This window comes from Rugamonas violacea (assembly GCF_016461825.1).
In the GTDB taxonomy this organism is placed as follows: Bacteria; Pseudomonadota; Gammaproteobacteria; order Burkholderiales; family Burkholderiaceae_D; genus Rugamonas.
Genome location: NZ_JAEMNU010000119.1, coordinates 89,292 through 108,948 on the forward strand (window position 1 = coordinate 89,292; position 19,657 = coordinate 108,948).

The window sequence follows — 19,657 nt, forward strand, 5'->3', positions numbered from 1 at the left end:
CCCCCGCGCCCGCTGAGGACGATTGAGGGGCCACGGGCGGCACGCCGTGGCCCCTTGTGACGTGCGACGCAAAGCCCCCCGTTCAAAATTTTGTAAATCCGCAACACCACGTTGAATTTTGCAGTGGAACTTACAGCCGAAAGCTGAAATGTTTTCATAGGGAAAGCGAAATAAACTTTTCCATTTATGCAAAAAATATTAATTATCAACGTTTCTTTTTGCTCACGCAATGTTGCTTCACTTGCTATATTCCTTGTTACTTTTGTTAAAAAGTACAGCAGGCGCCAGACCTGCCCATCCTCGTCGGCCCCTAAACCCATAAGGCAAGAGAAATGAACCAGACCGAAGCAATGCAAGCCCGCCGTTCCGCGCCCACCGCGCCTGGCCTGAAACACCTGCTTGGCGCCGCCGCCGGCGCGCTGGCGCTGCTGGCGGCCCTGCCGGCCGCCGCCGCCGTCATCGACTTCGAGTCGCAGGGCGCCACCACCTACGGCGGCGGCGAGACCTTCGGCGAGGCCGGCTACACCTTGCGCGTGCTCGACAGCCTGATCGGCGCCGGCGACGGCGGCGGCGCGGCCGGCATCCTGATCAACGGCCGCGATGCGGCGAGCTGCGACGTCGCCGCCTGCCCGGCCGGCAACAAGAGCAATTACTACGGCGGTATCAACGACGGCGGCCTGAACATCAGCCGCGACGACCACCTCGGTTTCCACCTGTCCGGTCTGGACTTCGCCTTCATCGCGCCGATCGGCGGCCTGGTCGACTACAGCTACGGCCAGCTGGTGCTGACCGGCAACCTTGTCGGCGGCGGCAGCGTGCGGAGCACCTTCAGCTTCCCCGGCCAGAACGGCAAGGGCGAGTTCGTCTTCAGCGGCGCCGGCCTGAACAACGGCTTCCGCAATGCCACGCTGAGCGGGCTGACCATCAGCGCCTGCCTGTTCGGCAGCGGCGGCGGCACCTGCTACAACCCGGCCGGCAACCAGGCCCAGTTCGCCATCGACAACCTGAACCTGAGCGCCGTGCCGGAGCCGGAAACCTATCTGATGCTGTTGTCCGGCCTGGCCGGCCTGGGCCTGCTGGCGCGCCGCCGCAGCACCGCCGCCGCCACCGCCACCGCCACCGCCACCAATCCGACCGCTTAAGTTGAAGGAACACACTCGATGAATCTGCAATTGCGTCCCATCACCGCCGGCGTCATGCTGGCCCTGTCCCTGCTGGCCAACAGCGCCGGCGCCGACGAAACCCGCCGCTCCTACATCGTCCAGCTGGTCGACAAGCCGGCCGCCTCCTACACCGGCGACATCGCCGGCCTCGACGCCACCATGCCGGCCGCAGGCCAGCGCCTCGACGTCGACGCCGGCGCCGTGCAAAGCTATCTCAACTACCTCGACGGCAAGCAGGCCGACGTGGTCGGCACGCTTGGCGCGGCGACCATCACCCACCGCTACAACGTCGTGCTGAACGGCTTCGCCGCCCTGCTGACCGACGCCGAAGTGCGCGCGTTGAAAAAGAACGCCGCCGTGGCCAACATCAGCGCCGACTCGCTGCTCGAACTCGACACCGCCTACACGCCGAGCTTCCTCGGCCTCGACAAGAGCGGCGGCCTGTGGTCGCAGTTGGGCGGCCAGGGCGCGGCCGGCGAGAACATGGTCATCGGCATCGTCGACGGCGGCATCTGGCCGGAGAATCCGAGCTACGCCGACCGCGTCGACCAGAACGGCACGCCCAGCCACAGCGGCGCCAGCCGCGTCTACGACGCCCCGCCGGCCAGTTGGAAGGGCGTTTGCGAGACCGGCGAGGGCTTCGGCGCCAACAACTGCAACAACAAGCTGATCGGCGCGCGCTCCTTCCCGAGCGCCGGCCAGGCGCTGCACTGGACCGAGTTCCTGTCGGCGCGCGACTCGGTGGCCGGCGCCGAAGGGCAGGGCGGCCACGGCAGCCATACCTCCAGCACCGCCGGCGGCAACGCCAACGTCGAGGTGCTGAGCGGCGGCCTGGCCCTGGGCCGCATCTCCGGCATGGCGCCGCGCGCCCGCATCGCCGCCTACAAGGTGTGCTGGACCGACGCCGGCACCGGCAAGAACGGTTGCCCGACCGCCAGCAGCGTGGCGGCCATCGAGCAGGCGGTCAAGGACGGCGTCAACGTCATCAACTTCTCGATCGGTTCGAGCCTGGGCGGCGGCAAGTTCAGCGACCCGACCGAGGTGGCCTTCCTGCACGCCGCCAACGCCGGCGTGTTCGTCGCCGCCTCGGCCGGCAACCAGGGCCCGACCTCGACCGCCCCGGCGCCGGTGTCGCACATCAGCCCGTGGCTGACCACGGTCGGCAACTCGACCCACGACCGCAGCTACGTCGCCAGCGCCATCCTCGGCAACGGCAGCAAGCTGACCGGCGCCTCCGGCAACGCCAACAGCCCGAGCGCGCCGCTGCTGCTGGCCAAGAACGCCGGCTTCGACGGCGTGGCCGTCAGCGACAACCTGGCGCGCTGCTTCGGCAAGGCCGACGGCGACAGCTTCGACGTCTACCTCGACCCGGCCAAGGTGGCCGGCAAGATCCTGGTCTGCGACCGCGGCGGCAACGTGTTGGTCAACAAGAGCGCCAACGCCAAGCTGGCCGGCGCGGCCGGCGTGATCATCGCCAACGTCGCGGGCGGCGCCAACACCGTGCTCAACCAGGGCCACTCGCTGTCGACCGTGCACCTGGCGCTGGTCGACGGCAGCGCGCTGAAGGCCTACATGAGCGGCAACGCCGGCGCCAGCGCCGCGCTGGGCGAGCTGCGCGCGGTGTTCGGCCAGACCGGCCCGGCGCCGGTCATGAGCGGCTCCTCCTCGCGCGGCCCGAACGTGGCCAACGCCAACATCCTGAAACCCGACCTGACCGCCCCCGGCAGCGACATCCTGGCCGCCGTCACCGCCGACCTGAGCCGCGATCAGCGCAACGCCGTCGCCGCCGGCGGCACCGCCCCGGTGGCCGACTGGGGCTTCAAGTCCGGCACCTCGATGGCCAGCCCGCACGTGGCCGGCATCGCCGCCCTGCTCAAGCAGCGCCATCCGGACTGGAGCCCGGCGATGATCAAGTCGGCCTTGATGACCAGCGCCGGCGACACCTACTCGGACGGCTTGAAGGGCAGCCAAGCCTGGGACGCCAGCGCCAAGGACAGCGGCCAACTGCCGTGGGGCCAGGGCGCCGGCCATATCGCGCCGAGCACGGCGGCCGACCCCGGCCTGGTCTACGACCTGAGCGAAGACGACTACGTGCGCTTCCTGTGCGGCGCCAACGCCTACACCGGCATCTACACGGCGGCCGACTGCAAGCGCGCCGGCAGCGTCCAGGCCCACAACCTGAACCTGCCGTCGCTGACCGCCGCCGCCGTGCTCGGCACGCAAACGCTGACCCGCACCGTCACCAACGTCGGCGCCGCCAGCGCCACCTACAACGTCAACGCCAGCCTGGCCGGTTACCAGGTCGAAGTGCAGCCGGGCACGTTGACCCTGGCGCCGGGCGCCAAGGCCAGCTACAGCGTCAAGCTGACCCGCACCACGGCCGAGCTCGACACTTGGGCCTACGGCGCGCTGACCTGGTCGGACGGCAGCCACCGCGTGCGCAGCCCGCTGGTGGCGCGCGGCACGGCGCTGTCGGCGATCGCCTCGGTGGAGAGCGAAGCGGGCAGCGGCAGCAAGCTGATCACCATCGGCACCGGCTTCGCCGGCCCGATGTCCAGCGTCAAGGGCGGCCTGATCCCGGCCACCACCGACAGCCGCAGCATCGGCCAGGCCAACAACAGCACCGCGGCGGCCAGTTGCGTCGCCGGCGGCGCCACCGGCGTCAACGTGCACACGGTCAGCGTTCCGGCCGGCGCGCTGCTGGCCCGCTTCGCCCTGTTCGACGCCGACACCAGCGGCGGCAACAAGTCCGACCTGGACCTGGCGGTCTACCGCAACGGCGCCCTGTTGGGCAGCAGCGGCAGCACCGGCTCGAACGAGAACGTCCAGCTGAGCAATCCGGCGGCGGGCGACTACAAGGTCTGCGTCAAGGGCTATAAACCGGCCAACGGCCAAGCCACGTATGCGCTGTCGTCGTGGGTGGTGACGCCGACCTCGACCGGCGGCAACTTCAAGGCGCTGATGCCCAACACCGCCTACATGGGCGGCACCGCTTCGGTCACGCTGAGCTGGTCGGGCCTGCCCGCCGGAAAACGCTACGCCGGCGCCGTGCGTTACCTGGTCAACGGTGTCGGCAAGGGCGTGACCGCGCTCGACGTCGACACCACCGATCCGCTGCCGCAGTTCCGCGACTCGGCGCAGAAGGAAGCCAACGCGCTGTAGGCGGCGCAAGGGAAACGGGGGCGCCGGCGGCGTCCCCGCAGAGGAGGCCGCGGGCGGTATGCCGCGGCCTTTTTTCATCGTGGCGGCGGGTGGCCCACGGCCTTTTCCAGGGCCGCGTGGCGCGGCCCTCGCGGCGCCGCTGGCGTGGCGCTATGGTGTGGTGTGGTGGGGGGCGGCCGGCTTGTGGCGGCCGCGCCGCCTACTTGGCGTCGCGCCCGCCGATGCCCGGCGGGTTCAGCACGCAGCGCCCGGCTTGGCAGCTGGCGCCGGGGTCCAGCACCATCATACAGTTCGACAGCATGCCGGCGCGCGCGTCCTCGTCCTTGCTCAGCGCCGCGTGGTGCGCCGCCAACTGGCGCAGGCGGCTGCCGTCGTCGTGCTTGCTCGACCAGGCCAGATAGCGCTCGGGGCCGCCGCAAGCCTTGCTGCCGATGGCGATGCTGTGGCAGTGCTGCGGACCGTCGCAGGCGGCGTCGGCGGTTGCGGCCTGGATTTGCGTCCACAGCGCGGCGGAGTTGGCCGGCGGTGCCGGCGTCGCGGCGCAGGCGACGCCGGCCAGTGCCAGCAGGGTGGCGCTCAACAGGCGCGACAGGGCGGGGGAGGGGTGGTTTTTCATGCTCCCATCATGGCCCAGCGCGCGGCGCTTGGCAAGCGTGTGCCACCTTGCTGCCCGCCCGGGCACGCCACCTTGATGTCCCGCTTGGCGGCCTTGGCGCGCCAGGGCCGGTTATCGTTTAGCGCGCCGTTTGATGGCGCGTCCAGCCCCTTCCCGGCGCCGATTGACGCCGCCTCGCGGCCGGCGTACATTGGTCGGCAGGCCGATCCCGGCGGCGCACGAGGAGACAGCATGACGGCACGTCCAGCAACTTCCATCACTTCCGCAGCTTGCGCACCGTTCGCACCGTTCGTACCTTTCTCACTGTTCTCACTGTTCCCACCTGCCTCAAGCCCGGCAACCCGCGTCGCCCCGGCCGGTGCGCCGGCCATGCCCCGGAGCGCGCCATGAGCCGGCCGCGCCTGGTCATCTTCGGCAGCAGCAACATCCTGTCCGACCTGTTCGACTGCGCCATGGCCAACGGCCTCGACATCGGCCGCGTGGTGCTGCACCACGCTGAGCAGATGGGCGAGCGCGACCGCCCGTTGGCCGAGCGCCTGGCGGCGCTGGCGCCGTTCGGCCAGACGCCGCTGCTCGACCATGTCGACACTTTCGTGCCGGGCGCCGACGAGCTCTACCTGCTCGGCCCGACCACCCCCACCCGCGCCGAACTGGCCGGGCTGGTGGCGGCACGCTGGGCGCTGCCCTTCACCACCCTGGTCCACCCCAGCGCCTACGTCTCGCCGCTGGCCACGCTGGCGCCCGGCGTCTTCGTCGGCGCCAACAGCGTGATCGGACCGGGCGCGCGGCTGGCCGAGCATGTTTTCGTCAACCGTGGCGTGACGGTCGGCCACGACACCATGGTCGGCGCCTTCTCGCGCCTGCAACCGGGCAGCAACCTGGGCGGCCTGTCGACGCTGGGGCGCGGCGTCACCGTGGCGATCGGCGCCACCGTGCTCGAACGCCTGCGGATCGGCGACGGCGCCTTCATCGGCGCCGGCTCCGTGGTCAACGCCGACGTCGCCGCCGACACGCTGGCGGTCGGCGTGCCGGCCCGCTTCAAGAAGCTGGCGGCGTCGTGAGCGCGGCGCGGCGCAACAGGTAGCGCTGGCGCGCCAGCTCGCCGGCCGCCAACAGCGCCGGCCCGGCCTGTGCCAGGTCCATGTTTTGCTCGAAGCGCAGACGCAGCGCGGCGCCGTCGCGCGCCCGCAGCGCGGCGTCGGCCAGATAGGCGTCGAGGCGGACGAAGTAGTCGTCCAGGTCGGCCGCCGCCAGCGCGCCGACCTTGGCGCCGCCGTCGCTGCCGCCCAGCGCCAACACCGGCAGGCCCTGCGCCATCGCCTCGGCCACGCTGAAGCCGCCGCCCATGCGCGGCGGATTGAGGAACAGGTCGCAGTTGGGCAGGATGTCGGCCACGCCGGCCTGTTGCGGCAGCAGGCGTAGCTGGCCGGCCGGCACCTGCGCCAGGGCGGCCGGCAGCGCGCCGTCGCCGCCCACCAGCAGCCACACCAGGTCGGCGCGGCGCGCCAGCAAGGCCGCCATGCGCGCCGCCCACGGGCCGCCGATCTCCTCGCCCAGCCGCACCCCCACCGTCACCAGCGCCAGCTGGCCGTCCGCCAGTCCGAGCGCCGCGCGCGGCCGGGCCGGCGCCGGCCGGTAACGCAGCCGGTAGGGGTAGTGCCGGCCCCAGGCCGGCGGCAGCGCCGCGCCCCACACCTCGGCGCCGGCGCCTTCGCCGCAGCAGTCGGCGGCGCTGAGCCAGACGTCGACCGGCGCCATCGGCGGCGTCGAGTGGATGCATAGGCCGAGCACCGGCCGCGCCGCGTACAGCGGCGCCAGCAGCGCCGACTGCAGGCCGACGAACAGCACCAGGTCGGGGTCGAAGTCGCCGATCAAGGCCAGCATCGCGCGCCAGCGCTCCAGCAACGAGAAGGCCGGATCGCTCAGCGAGGCCGACATGCCGGCCGGCAGCGCCGCGCCCAGCCAGGCCAGGTCCGGCGTGTTGCCGACCAGCTGGCCGGGATGGCCCAGATAGTGTCCCTGCTCGATCTGCGCCTGGTCCTGCGGCGCGAACAGCCGCACCTGCAGGCCGGCCTGCCGCAGCAGCGCGGCGTGTTCGAGCGCCAGCACGCTGGGGGTGTGGCCGGCGCCGGCCAGGAAGGGCGTCACCAGCGCCACCCGGTCGATGCGCTCGACGGCGCGCGGCGCCAGCGGCACGGCCGTGTGCGCGATCAGCTCGCGGCCCATGCGCGCCACCAGCTCGGCCGCGCGGGCCTGGCGCAGGCGGCCGACGAAGCCGGCGCGGTCGGCGCCGTCGCGCAGCGCGTCGCCCCATTCGTAGGCGACGAAGGCGTAAAGGCGCTCGACGTCGAGCGGTTCGATCGACAGCGCCAGCGCGGCGGCCCGTTCGACGTGGCCGCGCTCGCCGGTCAAATGGGCCAGCAGCGTGGCGCGCAGGAAGCCGGCCACGCCGTCGGGGGCTTCGCGCCGCAGCCGCGCCAGCACCGCCTGGCGCGGCGCCGCCGCGGCGCAGTGCTGGTAGCGGGCGCACAGCTGCTGCCAGCGCTGGCCGTCGGTGGGGTTGGCCAGCGCCCTGGCCAGGGCGTCGTGCAGCAGCAGTTGGTCGCGGGCCGGTTCGCTCATCGTGGCGGGGGTGGGGCAGGTGGCGGGACCTCCATGGTAGCCGAGCGGACGCCGCGCGCGCCGGACGGAACGAGAAAAAACGCGGCGCCGCGACAGGCCGGCGGCGCCGCCCGCCCGGCGTGGATGGCTGGCTCGAAACGAACTATAATCGCGGATTGCCTTCTCGCCCCAGCCCCATGACCGCACCACAGCAGCCGCGCATCGCCATCCTCGTCCCGTGCTACAACGAGGCGACCACCATCGCCGCGATCGTGCGCGACTTCCGCGCCTGCCTGCCGCAGGCGCGCGTCTACGTGTTCGACAATAACTCCAGCGACGACACCGCCGCCATCGCCCGCGCCGCCGGCGCCGTGGTGCGCCTGGTGCCGGCCCAGGGCAAGGGCAGCGTGGTGCGCCGCATGTTCGCCGACATCGAGGCCGACGCCTATGTGATGGTCGACGGCGACGACACCTACGACGCGGCGGTGGCGCCGCGCATGGTCGAGCGCCTGCTGGCCGAGGGCCTCGACATGCTGGTCGGCAGCCGCGTCGCCGAGCAGCAGGAGGCCTACCGCTTCGGCCACCGCTTCGGCAACGGCCTGCTGACCGGCGCCGTCTCGGCGCTGTTCGGCCGCACCTTCAGCGACATCCTGTCGGGCTACCGGGTGTTCTCGCGCCGCTACGTGAAATCCTTCGCCGCCCACTCGACCGGCTTCGAGATCGAGACCGAGCTGACCGTCCACGCCCTGGCGCTGCGCATGCCGGTGGCCGAGGTCGAGACGGTCTACAAGGCGCGCCCGGCCGGTTCGTTCAGCAAGCTCAACACCTACCGCGACGGCTTCCGCATCCTCGGCACCATCGCCCGCCTGTTCAAGTCGGAGCGGCCGCTGGCCTTCTACTCGATCGGCTTCGCCGCCTGCGCCTTGTTGTCCGGCGTATTGGCGCTGCCGCTGCTGCGCACCTGGCTGGCCAGCGGCCTGGTGCCGCGCCTGCCGACGGCCGTGCTGTGCACGGCGATCATGCTGTTCGGAGTGATCCTGCTGGCCTGCGGCATCATCCTCGACGCCGTCACCAAGGCGCGCATCGAGCAGAAGCGCTTCGCCTACCTGGCCGTGCCGGCCGCCGCCGCCGACTAAACCCCCACCCGGAACGACACCCATGACGCCCATCCTGAGCAAGCTGGAGGCCTGGTTCGGGCGCCGCAGCGCCTTCCTGAACCACCCGCGCGCGCCGCGCCGCGCCGCATTGCTGCTGCCCCTGTTGTTCGGCCTGTTGTCGCTGCTGCTTGGCCAGGACGACGGCTGGGACATGCGCAACTACCACCTGTACAACGTCCACGCCTGGTTCAACGACCGCCTCGCCATCGACATCTCGCCGGCCGGCTTCCAGAGCTACTTCAACCCGCTGCTCGACGTGCCCTACTACGCCATGACCACTTGGCTGCCGGGACCGCTCGCCGGCTTCGTCCTCGGCGCCCTGCACGGCCTCAACTTCGTGCTGCTGCTGGCCATCGCCCGCCTGTTGCTGCCGCCGGCGCCCGGCGGCGGCGCCCGCCTGGCGTTGCTGCTGGCCGGGGCCGGCGTGCTGGGCGCCGGCTTCCTGTCCGAGCTGGGCAATTCGATGGGCGACAACCTGACCTCGCTGCTGGTGCTCGCCGCCCTCTACCTGCTGTTGCGCCATTGGCCGCGCCTGCTGCGCCGGGGCGCCGCCGCCGCGCTGACGGTGGCCGGCGCCGGCCTGGTGATGGGCCTGGGCGTCGGCCTCAAGCTGACCAACGCCAGCTTCGCCGTCGCGCTGTGCCTGGCCTTGTTCGCCGTGCCGCTGTCGTTCTGGCGGCGGCTGCGCCTGGCCTTCGGTTTCGGCCTTGGCGTGCTGGCCGGCATGGCCGTCACCGCCGGCTTCTGGTTCCACAAGATGTGGACCCTGTTCGGCAACCCGCTGTTCCCGCAATTTAACAATATCTTCCACAGCCCGCTGGCGCAGACGCTGGGCGTGATCGACGACGGCCACCTGCCGAAGAGCGCCGTCGAGGCCCTGCTGTGGCCCGTCGTCTTCAGCGCCGACATTGGCCGCGTCGCCGAGGTGCCGCTGCGCCAGTGGATCTGGCCGCTCGCCTACCTGGTGCTGCTGGCCTGGCCGCTGTTGGCGCTGTGGCGCCGCCGCGCCGGCGCCGCCGCGTCGGCCGCGCCGGCCGCCGCGCGCGCGCCGCTCGCCGCGCCGGCCCGTTTCACGCTGGCCTTCTTCGTGCTGTCCTATCTGATCTGGGTGAAGCTGTTCAGCATCTACCGCTACCTGGTGCCGGTCGAGTTGCTGGCGCCCTTGCTGGTCTGGCTGGCGCTGCACGCCATGCTGGGCGCCGCCACTGCGCGCCGCCTGGCCGGCTGGGCTCTGCTGGCCTGCGCCCTGCACACGCTGCCCTTCGTCACCTGGGGCCACGCCGGCTGGGCCGCGCAGAGCTTCCGCGCCGACACCCCGGCCTTCGCCAAGCCGCAGGACACGGTGGTCTTCATGACCCGGCCGACGCTGGCCTGGATGATCCGCTTCTTCCAGCCGCAGACCGCCTTCATCGCCGTCGGCGCCGGCTTCCCCGAGTCGCCCGCCTATCTGCAGCGCCTGCGGGCCGAGGTGGCCAGCCGCCCCGGTCCGCACTACGTGCTGCTGCCGGCCGCCCGCAACGAGCGCGACGCCGGCGCGCAGAAGAAGGCCGCGCTGGCGCGCACGCTGGGCCTGACCGACAGCGCGGCCGGCTGCGCCCGTCTGGAGCGGATGCTGCGCAAGGTGCGCTTCCAGGTCGACGTGCGCCATCTGCCGGACGTCCCGGCCGGGCAGTGGTGCACCCTGGAGCTGCAGCCGCAATACCGCGTCGACCTGGCCGCCGCCGACCGCGCCTTCGACGCCGAGATGCAGCCGCATCTGCGCAACTACGGGCTGCGCTACGAGCCGGCCGGCTGCCGCAGCTATCCGGCCTACGTCGGCACCGACGCCTATCCCTACCGCCTGTGCCCGGTCGACGCGCTGCCGCGCTGAGTGCCACCCGCCGAGCGCAAACGACCAGGCCAACCGCGAGGGTCGGCGTGGTTGCTTTGGCGTTGCCGGCTTGGTGTTGCCGCCGCCGGCCAGGCGGAGACTAGGCTGGTTTGCGGCGGCGCGCCAGCGCGCCCACCAGGCCCAGGCCGGCCAGCAGCATCGCGTAGGTGTCCGCTTCCGGCACTGCGGTGACGCTGCCTTGCAGGGCGAACGGCAGCTCCAAGCTGAGTTGGGAACCACTGTCGGTGAGCGTGCTGAATGGCTTGCCGTTGCCCGACTGGGCGGCGTTGCCTTGGCGGCCGTCCGCGGTCGGCGGCTGCCATGGGCCATAGCCGTCATCGCTCAGGCTCCAGCGCAACCAGTAGTGGCCGGCGTTGAGCGAGAAGTCGTTGACGTCGGCGTGGATGTCGAAGATGGCGCGTTGTTGGTTGTGCAGCGTGGTTTCGGTGACGCGGTAGCCGACCAGTCCGCCGTTGCTCACCGCCGTCACGCCGGAGGCCACCACGGTGCCGTTGTTGAGGTCGCCGGAAACGATGCTCCAGGTGGCGGTCTTGACGGGGAAGGGGAGGGTGAAGGTGCTGGGTTTGTAGGCATAGAAGTCCAGACTCGACACATTCCACTTCACGCCGGCGGCGACGCTGAAGTCGTCGGCCACGGCCAGGCCGCCGTAGCCGTTGACGCCGAAGCCGAGGGTGGTCGCGGGCAGCGTCAGCACCGATCTGCCGTTGCCGTCGACGACGGGACCGTTGTTGTACAGTTCAGCCGCCTGGGGCAGGCCGCTTGCAAGGAGGGTGGCGAGAAGGACGAGTCGTTTCATTGCTACTCCTGGTCATGGTTGATGAGGCGGGGTTGAATGCATATTGTTTTAATAATAAAAAATATACACAAACTTTATCTAATTGGCAATTATTTTGGCGATGTAAAGAAAGCCTGGAACCACCCGACGCCTATCCCTCCCGCCTGTGCCCGGACGACGCGCCACCGCGCCGGGTGCCGTCCGCCGGCCGCAAACGACAACGCCAACCGCGAGGGTTGGCGTTGTTGGTTTGGCGTTGCCGGCCCGGCGTTGCGGCCGCCGGCCAGGCGGTGCTTAGCTTTGTTTGCGGCGGCGCGCCAGCGCGCCCACCAGGCCCAGGCCGGCCAGCAGCATCGCATAGGTGTCCGCTTCCGGCACCGCGGTGATGCTGCCTTGCAGGGCGAACGGCAGTTCCACGGTTTGGCCGGAACCGCTGTCGCTGAGCGTGGCGAACGGGTCGCCACTGCCGGCCTGGAGGGCGTTGCCTTCGCGCGCGTCCGAGGTCGGCGGCTGCCATGGACCGGAAGTGCCGGAGCCGCTCAGGCTCCAACGCAGCCAGTAGTGGCCGGCGTCGAGCGAGAAGTCGCTGACGTCGGCGTGGGCGTCGAAGATGGCGCGCTGTTTGTTGGTCAGCGTGGTTTCGGTGACGCGGTAGCCGACCCGTCCGCCGTTGCTCACCGCCGTCACGCCGGAAGCCACCACGGTGCCGCTGTTGACGTCGCCGGAGACGATGCTCCAGGTGGCGTTCTGGAAGGTGAAGCCGATCGCGCCGGTTTGATAGCCATAAAAGTCGAGGCTCGACACATTCCATTTCACCCCGGCGGCGACGCTGAAGTCGTCGGCCACGGCCAGGCCGCCGCCGCTGTTGACGCCGAAGCCGAGGGTGGTCGAGGGCGACTCCAGCACCGATCGGCCGTTGAGGTCGACAACGGGACCATTGTTGTACAGTTCAGCCGCCTGGGACAGGCCGCTTGCAGCGAGGAGAGCGAGAAGGACGAGTCGTTTCATTGTTACTCCTGTTCATGGTTTATGGGATGGAACTGAGTGAATATTATTTTAATAATAAAAAAATGTACACAATTTTTATCGAATTAACAATTATGATGGCTGCATAACGACAAGCCGCGAGCGCGCCCAGATAGTGCGTGACCGGCCGCCGCCGCCGTGTGCCGCGCGGCAGACTGCGGCCGGGCGGCGATCGCTGGTCTGCGGCGGCGACATTTTTGCTATGCTAGAGTCTTTCCACCGCCCGGCGCAGCCGCCCGGGACGGCGGACCCACTACGGAGCAGCACACATGGTTTCCCTACAAGAGCAGTTTTTAAAGGCCGGCCTGGTCGACAAGACCAAGGTCAAACTGGCCAACCAGGACAAGAGCAAGCAGAAGAAGGTCGAGCGCCGCACCGGCACGCAGAGTGTCGACGAGGTGCGCCTGGCGGCGCAGGAGGTGCAGCGCAAGAACGCCGAGCGGGCCCGCGAGTTGAACGCCCAGCGCGACGCCGCCGCCACGCAAAAGGCCATCGGCGCGCAGATCGCCCAGATGGTGCAGCAGAACCGCCAGGGCAAGGGCAACGGCGACATCGCCTACAACTTCACCCACGGCGGCAAGATCGAGCGGATCTACGTCTCGGCCGCCGTGCAGGGGCACCTGGTGGCGGGCCGGCTGGTGATCGTTTGCCTGGCCGGCGTGTTCGAACTGGTGCCGCGCATCATCGCCGACAAGATCGCCGAGCGCGACGCCGCGCTGGTGGTGCGCGTCAACAAGGCCAGCGCCGAGGTCGACGCCGACGACCCTTACGCCGCCTTCCAGATCCCCGACGATTTGATGTGGTGAGGCCGTGGCGCTGCGCGCCGCCCCCGCCCCCGCCCCCGCCGCAGCGGCGGCGGCCTTAGCCGGCGCAGCGGGGTTTGCGTCGGGGCTGGCTTACTCAAGCCCTTCTTTTTGCAGCGCCTGCCGAACCGCCGGACGCTGGCGCACCGCGTCATACCAGGCTTGCAGATTGCTCAGCTGGTCGAAATGTATCTCGGCCTTGAAGGTGGACTTCAGCCAGTGCGCCTGGCCCCAGCCGGTCAGCGCGAACAGATAGGCGTCGGCGACGGTGAACGTGTCGCCCAGCAGATATTGGCGGCCGGCCAGTTGCTCGTCTATCCAGGCGAAGCGCTGTTGCAGCTTCGGCTTGACCGTCTCCACGTACTTGCCGGCCAAGCCGGCGTAGAGCAGCGGAATGAAACCCTTGTGTATCTCCGAGGTGAGAAAGCTGAGCCACTCCTGCAGGCGATAGCGTTCCATTGTGCCATTGCGCGGCACCAGGCCGAGCTCCGGTTTGAGGTCGGCCAAATACTGCACGATCGCCGGGCCTTCGCGCAAGCGGCTGCCGTCGTCCAGCTCCAGGATGGGGACGTAGCCGAGCGAATTGACGCCGAGATAGTCGGCGCCGTCCTCGGTGCGGTGCTGGCGGTGATCGACCTTGACCAGGGTGGCGTCGAGGCCAAGCTCGTTGAGCACGATATGCGGGGAGAGCGAGCAACTCCCCGGGATGTAATACAGTTTCATGCGCAATCTCCTATAGCTGGGTCGGATGCGCCACTGCCGTGGCGGAAGTGGCGGAAGCTATTTTATATACCTGGGCTAAAAATGTAAGAAGGCAGTAGTTTGTCCTATAGGTACAAAAAATATACCTGCATCTGATATGCTGTGCGCACGATGAAAAATAATGTGAGCGGATGTTCCGTGGAAGAAGCGATGCGCCTGCTGGGCGGCCGCTGGCGCCTGCTGCTGGTGTCCTACCTGGTCGACGGGCCGAAGCGCTTCAACGAGCTGCGCCGCGACGTGCCCGGCATCTCGCAGCGCATGCTGACGCTCGACCTGCGCGCCCTCGAAGATGCCGGCCTGGTCAAGCGCACCGTCTACCCGACCTCGCCGATCAAGGTGGAGTATCAACTCACCGTGGACGGCGCCCGCCTGCGCCCCGTCGTCGAGGTGATGAAGGAGTTTGGCATGTGGCTGAAGCAGGGCGGCAAGGCCTGACCGCCCCCGGCCATGCCAACCATGCCAACCATGCCAAGCCGGTGCGCCGCCCCGGTCATGCCACCCGGCAAAGCCAACCCGCCCGGGTGGCGGCCGCCGTTCCTCGCGGCGGCATTGCTGTGGAACATGCTGGCCTTGTTGGGCGCGCTGGCCAGCCATAGCGACGCGCCGCCCGCCGCCGCCCACGCGTCGCTGGCGATGACGCTACTGCGTTTTGTGTTGCTGCATTTGCCGCTGAGCGCGCTCAGCCTGGTCCTCGCGCTTGGTTTTGATCGCGCCGAACAAAGCCGCCCGCGCCTTGCCCGCTTGCTGCTCGCCTACCTCGCCACGCTGCTGGTTTTCGTGCCGCTGTTGTGCGCCTGGCAAAGCGCGATGGACAGCGTTTTCAACGGCAAACCGCTCGTCACGCCGATCGCCCTGATCGAGCGGCAGAGCGCGCTCAACTGGTGGTTCAACGCGCTGATGCTGAGCATCGCCTATGCCGCCCACCTGGCCTACAGCACCTGGCGTCACGCGCACGCGCAGACGCTGGCGTGGCAAGCTGCGCAGCAAGGCAATCTGGCACTCCGCCTGCGCCTGCTACAAGGCCAGCTGGAACCGTATTTCCTGTCGAGCGCGCTGGCCGGCATCGGCAAGCTGAACCGCACGGCGCAGCGCGAGCAGGCAACCCGGGCGCTGGCGCGCCTGAGCGACCTGCTGCGCTATGCGCTGCGCGCCAGCCAGTCGGACTGGCAGAGCGTCGCCGACGAAGTGCGGTTCATGCGCGATTATGTCGATATGCAAGGCATTTGCCACGGCGGGGATGGTCTGGTCGAATGGCGGATCGAGCCATGCGACTGGGCCGATTACCGCTGTCCGCCGCTGCTGCTGTTTCCGATGCTGGAGCAGGCGCTCGGCGCATGTCTGGCCGGCGGCACGCCGGCGTTTCCCATTGTCGTCGGCATCGTGCGGGAGCGCTGCGGCGGCCCGGGCCGGGTGCGGGTCGAGGTGGCCTATCCACACGGCGGCGGCGCCGGCGGGGGCGAGGGCGGGGCGCTGGCCGTCATGGCGGAGCGTTTGGCTATGCTGTACGGCGCCGCCGCCACGCTGAGCGCGACCGTCGACGGCGCCCTTGTCCGCCTGCGCCTGGCTTACCCGGTGTCACACCATGATGAATGAAACCGCCTTGCCCGCCGCCCCGGTCGCCCGCGCGCGGACCTGGCCCGCGCCGTTGGCCGGCATGGCGCGGCGCCTGCGCCACTGGCGGCGATGTCTGCTGATCCTGCTCGGCTGGCAATTGCTGGCGCTGCTGGAGGCCTTCGCCACCTACGTCGACGCCAGCCACGGCGGGCATCCGGCATCGCTGCGCAGCTTGTTGTTGACCTTGCTGCCGCAATACCTGCCGCTGGTGTTGGCCAGCTGGATCTTGGCGCTGCTGTTCACCCGTTGGCAAGAGACTATATTGCGGCCGTCGCGGCTGTTGCTGGCGCTGTTGCTGTCGATGGCGCTGTTCCTGCCCTTCCTGACCGGCGTCGACGTCCTGCTGTTGCTGTTGCGCGAAGGCCGTCCGGCGGGCGATTTTGCCGCCATGCTGGCCAGGGGCGGACGCATGACGTGGTGGTACAACATCTTCGTGGTGGGCTTGGCATTCCTGGCGCAGGCCATGTACACGTCCTGGTGGCGGGGGCAGCGTCAGCAACTGTCGGCGCAGCGCGCGCTGACGGAAAACTTGCAACTGCGCCTGAGCCTGTTGCAAGGCCAGCTCAAACCGCATTTCCTGTTCAACGCCCTCAACAGCATCAGCGCCCTGGTGCGCACCGCCGACGCCGGGCTGGTCGAGCACGCGCTGGGGAAGCTGGGTGAACTGCTGCACTACGCCTTGGCGGTGGGGAAGGGCAAACAACCCAGCGTTGCCGACGAGCTCGATTTCCTCCGCGTCTACCTCGAACTGCAAAGCTTGCGCTACGGCGAGCGCATGACCCTGCTCTGGTCGATCGAAGAGCGCGACTGGGCGCGCCACGCCTGTCCTCCCCTGCTGTTCCAGCCGCTGCTGGAAAATGCCGTGCAACACGGCGTCGAACCGCACCAGCACAACTGCCGCATCGACATCGCGCTAGAATACGTCGCCGGCATGGTCAGCCTGCGCATCGCCAATCCGCTACTGGCGCCGCCGCGCGCCGGACACGGCCTCGGCCTGAACATGACCCGCGAGCGTCTGGCCATTCTGTACGGGCCGCGCGCCGACCTGAGCATAGAGGCCAATGAACACCATTACACCGTCCACCTGCGCTTTCCCGCCGACGCCCCCGGCCCGGCCTAAGACCGTACTGATCGTCGACGACGAATTGCCGGCGCTCGCCAATTTGGAATGGAGTCTGGCCAGGCGGCCGCAGTGGCGCCTGCTCGCGCCTTGCCGCTCGAGCGAACAGGCGAGGGAACAATTGCGGCGCGCGCCGGCCGACCTGATCCTGCTCGACATTCAGATGCCGGGCCAGTCCGGCCTGGAGTTCGCGCGTGAGCTGTGCCAGGGGCCGGCGGCGCCGTTGATCGTCTTCGTCACCGCCTACGACGAGCACGCGCTCAGCGCTTTCGATGTCTTCGCGCTCGACTACGTCCTCAAGCCTTACGACGACGAGCGCTTCGACCTGATGCTCAAGCGCGCCGCGCAGACGCTGGAACTGAATCAACAGGCGGCAATGAACGGCGCCCTGCTCGACTACCTGCGCGACCGGGCGGCCGAGGTGGCCGGCCACGGCGCGCCGCTGCTGCAACAACTGGTGGTGCGCACGGCCGGCGGACTGGAGCGCGTCGCGGTCGACGACATCGTCTGGATCGGCACGGCCGGCAACTACGTCGAGCTGCATCTCGCGGCGCGCCGGGTGCTGCACCGCACCACCATCACGGCGATCGCCGCGCGCTTGTCCGCGCAGGATTTCGTCCGGGTCCACCGCACCGCCCTGGTGCGCCGGAGCGCCATCGCCGGCTTGCGCAGCGAGAGCGACGGCAGTTACACCTTGCGCCTGGCGCAGGGCGACAGCGTGCGCGTCAGCACCAGCTACCTCAAACAGGTGCAGGCCATGTTTGCCTGAGAGAGCGGCGCCGGCCGGCGCAAGCTCGTCCCCGCCGGCCCGCGTTTCGTCCCTGGCGGCTGAACTCGTCCCATAACTTGCCCAATCGATCACATTGTCGTAGCCGGCCGTGTCGACCCTATGGCAATCTGGGCCGAGTTTCATTCACGAGTTCACCAAAAGGGATATACAAATGAACATGATCGCTACGAGTCGGCCAGGCAGTTGCCGTTGGCCCCCGCATGCTTGGCTGGCGCGCCTGGCCAGCCTGGTTTTCGTTTTCGCCTTGATGGGGGCGACAGCGCATGCGGGGACGCTGGATGCCGAACAATCGGATGACATCGCCGTCAAGACCGTCCGCGTCCACGGCCTCGATTTCCCCGTGCTCGACGTCGGCGAAGGGCCGGTGGTACTGCTGCTGCATGGCTTCCCCGACTCGCATGAGGTGTGGCGCCGGCAGGTAGGTCCGCTGGTGCGGGCCGGCTACCGCGTCGTCGCGCCGGACTTGCGCGGCTTTGGCGATGCGCCGATGCTCCCCGCCGTGGCCGATTACAGCCTGTTCAAGGTGCTGGGCGATGTGGTCGGCCTGCTCGACGTGCTCGACATCAAACAGGCGCGCGTGGTCGGCCACGATTGGGGCGCCGTCGTCAGCTGGTATTTGGCGGCGTACTACCCGGCCCGGGTCGAGCGCTTGATGGTGCTGTCGGTGGGCGCGCCGTGGAACCCGGAATTCAACAGCATCGAGCAGCGCGAAAAATCCTGGTACTCGCTGTTCTTCCAATTCGAGGGCGTGGCGGAGGCGCAGTTGCGGAAAAACGATTGGGCCTTGTTGCGCGGCCTGAGCCGCAACGAGGGCGACATCGAGGCGGCGATCGAGCACTTTGCGCGTCCGGGCACCCTGACGGCGGCGCTCAACTGGTATCGCGCCAATTCGCGGCCGGTGATGCCGGCGCCGGACGGCACGCCGGCGCCGCCCGCGCTCAAAGTCAACTGCAAGGTGCTGGGCGTGTGGAGCGAGCGCGACCATTTCTTGACCGAGGCGCAAATGCAAGCCTCGGCCGGCGATGTGAGCGGGAAATGGCGCTACGAGCGGGTGGAGGAGGCGGGCCACTGGATGATGCTGGAGCGGCCGCGCCAAGTCACCGAACTCATGCTCGATTTCCTGCGGCATTGAGCGCGGCGGCGGCTTCAGGCCCGTCCGGCGTACTCGCTGCGGCGGTCGCCCAGCGAGCGGCGCCGCTCGTTGCCGGTGAACTCGCTTGGGTAGGACTGGTCTTGATTGGCGGCCTCGCCGGCGCCTTGCAGCAGGTGGCCGGCTTGCCCTTGCTGGCGCGCTTGCCAACGGCGCAGGAGGGCGCCGGCCACGTCACGCCCGCCGAGACCGAATGACAAGCCCAAGGCCAGCGCAAACGTGCCGACCACGCCGATGAAGAAGATGTTCACCAGTGTCGCGGCGACGCCGATCTGGTTGATGGCGACGACAATCGCAAACGCCCACACGGCATTGCGCGCCACCGCCGCGAGCAGCGGCGGATTCTCCAGTTCTCCTTTGACGGCGGCGTTCAGCACCACCTCGCTGAGGGCATTGGCCGCGATGCCGCCGATGATCAAGGCGACCAGCGCGACGACCAAATTGGGCAGCCACATCAGCAGTTGGCGCAGCACATCGGATACGGCGGGCAAGCCAAGCGCATCGAAGGCCACCATGAGGGTAATCAGGCGGATAAACCATTTGGCGATGCCCGCCACGATCGCCGAGGCGCTTTGCTTGCCGCCGCCGCGTTGCAGCAGGCCGGACAGGCCGGCGCGCTCGGAAAAACCGTCGAAGTGGGCCGTCCGCAGCAGCGCTGCCAGCGCCCTGGCGACGACGGCGGCGATGATCCAGCCGACGATCAGGATGACGGCGAATCCCATGATCCGGGGAATGGACGAAAAGAGCAAGGCGGATGCGGTGGCTAGCGAAGCCAGGATGGCATCGCTCCAGTTGGTCAATTGTGCTTGCATGGAAGCCCCTTGGGTTGAGCGCGACGTGGTGGCGGGCCGCCGGCCGAGCGGTGTCGGACGGTGGCGGTGCGATCAAGGTTCGACCGGCGCGCGGCGCTTGAGTTCCCCGCCGCGGGCGTTTGTTTTTGCCGCGCGCCCGGGTGCCCGCCGGCGTCCACGGCGTGGCGGGCTGCGATGGCGGGCGAAGCCAGCGCTTGGCAACGGCCACCCATGTG

General features: G+C 69.2%; 17 protein-coding genes. 11 read left to right on the plus strand and 6 right to left on the minus strand.

Annotation, left to right across the window (positions count from 1 at the left end; all coding sequences use genetic code 11):
• The first annotated feature begins 332 nt into the window (after positions 1-332).
• The gene (locus H7U20_RS21500; RefSeq protein WP_199761187.1) at positions 333-1,142 is read left to right on the plus strand and encodes an NF038120 family PEP-CTERM protein; all 810 of its coding nucleotides are present in this window, start codon (positions 333-335) and stop codon (positions 1,140-1,142) included.
• 18 nt (positions 1,143-1,160) lie between these two features.
• A complete protein-coding gene (locus tag H7U20_RS30805; RefSeq protein ID WP_304621728.1) occupies positions 1,161-4,325 on the plus strand; it encodes a S8 family serine peptidase in 3,165 nt (1,054 codons plus the stop codon).
• A 199-nt stretch (positions 4,326-4,524) separates the two neighbouring features.
• Here the strand turns inward: H7U20_RS30805 and H7U20_RS21510 are convergent, their stop codons facing one another.
• Positions 4,525-4,941, minus strand: coding sequence for a hypothetical protein (locus H7U20_RS21510; RefSeq protein WP_199761188.1), 417 nt, complete (start codon positions 4,939-4,941; stop codon positions 4,525-4,527).
• Between the two features lie 386 nt (positions 4,942-5,327).
• Here H7U20_RS21510 and H7U20_RS21515 point away from each other — a divergent pair, with 386 nt between their 5' ends.
• The gene (locus H7U20_RS21515; RefSeq protein WP_199761189.1) at positions 5,328-6,002 is read left to right on the plus strand and encodes an acetyltransferase; all 675 of its coding nucleotides are present in this window, start codon (positions 5,328-5,330) and stop codon (positions 6,000-6,002) included.
• Here H7U20_RS21515 and H7U20_RS21520 read toward each other — a convergent pair.
• Complete coding sequence (locus H7U20_RS21520) at positions 5,980-7,563, minus strand: glycosyltransferase (RefSeq protein ID WP_199761190.1); 1,584 nt, start codon at positions 7,561-7,563, stop codon at positions 5,980-5,982. The two genes, H7U20_RS21515 and H7U20_RS21520, sit on opposite strands and share 23 nt — an antisense overlap.
• Before the next feature lie 176 nt (positions 7,564-7,739).
• Here H7U20_RS21520 and H7U20_RS21525 point away from each other — a divergent pair, with 176 nt between their 5' ends.
• Both H7U20_RS21525 and H7U20_RS21530 read left to right on the plus strand, forming a co-directional pair.
• Positions 7,740-8,678 carry a glycosyltransferase family 2 protein gene (locus H7U20_RS21525; protein ID WP_199761191.1) on the plus strand — a complete coding sequence of 313 codons (939 nt, stop codon included), beginning with the start codon at positions 7,740-7,742 and terminating at the stop codon, positions 8,676-8,678.
• Positions 8,679-8,700: 22 nt separating this feature from the next.
• Positions 8,701-10,569, plus strand: coding sequence for a hypothetical protein (locus tag H7U20_RS21530; RefSeq protein WP_199761192.1), 1,869 nt, complete (start codon positions 8,701-8,703; stop codon positions 10,567-10,569).
• Positions 10,570-10,669: 100 nt separating this feature from the next.
• On the opposite strand, the gene H7U20_RS21535 is transcribed toward H7U20_RS21530, so the two are convergent.
• On the minus strand, positions 10,670-11,386 hold the full coding sequence (locus tag H7U20_RS21535) for a PEP-CTERM sorting domain-containing protein (protein WP_199761193.1): 717 nt from the start codon (positions 11,384-11,386) through the stop codon (positions 10,670-10,672).
• Positions 11,387-11,659: 273 nt separating this feature from the next.
• A complete protein-coding gene (locus H7U20_RS21540) occupies positions 11,660-12,373 on the minus strand; it encodes a PEP-CTERM sorting domain-containing protein (RefSeq protein WP_199761194.1) in 714 nt (237 codons plus the stop codon).
• Positions 12,374-12,660: 287 nt separating this feature from the next.
• Between H7U20_RS21540 and H7U20_RS21545 the strand changes: the two genes are divergently transcribed.
• Positions 12,661-13,197, plus strand: coding sequence for a DUF2058 domain-containing protein (locus H7U20_RS21545; RefSeq protein WP_199761195.1), 537 nt, complete (start codon positions 12,661-12,663; stop codon positions 13,195-13,197).
• Between the two features lie 90 nt (positions 13,198-13,287).
• On the opposite strand, the gene gstA is transcribed toward H7U20_RS21545, so the two are convergent.
• The gene (gstA, locus tag H7U20_RS21550) at positions 13,288-13,917 is read right to left on the minus strand and encodes a glutathione transferase GstA (protein ID WP_199761196.1); all 630 of its coding nucleotides are present in this window, start codon (positions 13,915-13,917) and stop codon (positions 13,288-13,290) included.
• Positions 13,918-14,067: 150 nt separating this feature from the next.
• Here gstA and H7U20_RS21555 point away from each other — a divergent pair, with 150 nt between their 5' ends.
• From H7U20_RS21555 to H7U20_RS21575, 5 genes are all read left to right on the plus strand, one after another.
• On the plus strand, positions 14,068-14,391 hold the full coding sequence (locus H7U20_RS21555; protein ID WP_199761197.1) for a winged helix-turn-helix transcriptional regulator: 324 nt from the start codon (positions 14,068-14,070) through the stop codon (positions 14,389-14,391).
• A 138-nt stretch (positions 14,392-14,529) separates the two neighbouring features.
• On the plus strand, positions 14,530-15,549 hold the full coding sequence (locus H7U20_RS21560) for a histidine kinase (RefSeq protein ID WP_233410974.1): 1,020 nt from the start codon (positions 14,530-14,532) through the stop codon (positions 15,547-15,549).
• Entirely contained in the window at positions 15,539-16,690 is a 1,152-nt protein-coding gene (locus H7U20_RS21565) for a sensor histidine kinase (RefSeq protein WP_199761198.1), read from the plus strand. The genes H7U20_RS21560 and H7U20_RS21565 overlap by 11 nt, the downstream gene beginning before the upstream one ends.
• On the plus strand, positions 16,632-17,459 hold the full coding sequence (locus H7U20_RS21570) for a LytR/AlgR family response regulator transcription factor (RefSeq protein ID WP_199761199.1): 828 nt from the start codon (positions 16,632-16,634) through the stop codon (positions 17,457-17,459). Before H7U20_RS21565 ends, H7U20_RS21570 begins: the two co-directional genes overlap by 59 nt.
• A 178-nt stretch (positions 17,460-17,637) precedes the next feature.
• Positions 17,638-18,612, plus strand: a complete 975-nt coding sequence (locus tag H7U20_RS21575; protein ID WP_199761200.1) for an alpha/beta fold hydrolase — start codon at positions 17,638-17,640, stop codon at positions 18,610-18,612.
• A 14-nt stretch (positions 18,613-18,626) separates the two neighbouring features.
• On the opposite strand, the gene H7U20_RS21580 is transcribed toward H7U20_RS21575, so the two are convergent.
• Positions 18,627-19,430 carry a mechanosensitive ion channel family protein gene (locus H7U20_RS21580; RefSeq protein WP_233410975.1) on the minus strand — a complete coding sequence of 268 codons (804 nt, stop codon included), beginning with the start codon at positions 19,428-19,430 and terminating at the stop codon, positions 18,627-18,629.
• Positions 19,431-19,657: the final 227 nt, after the last annotated feature.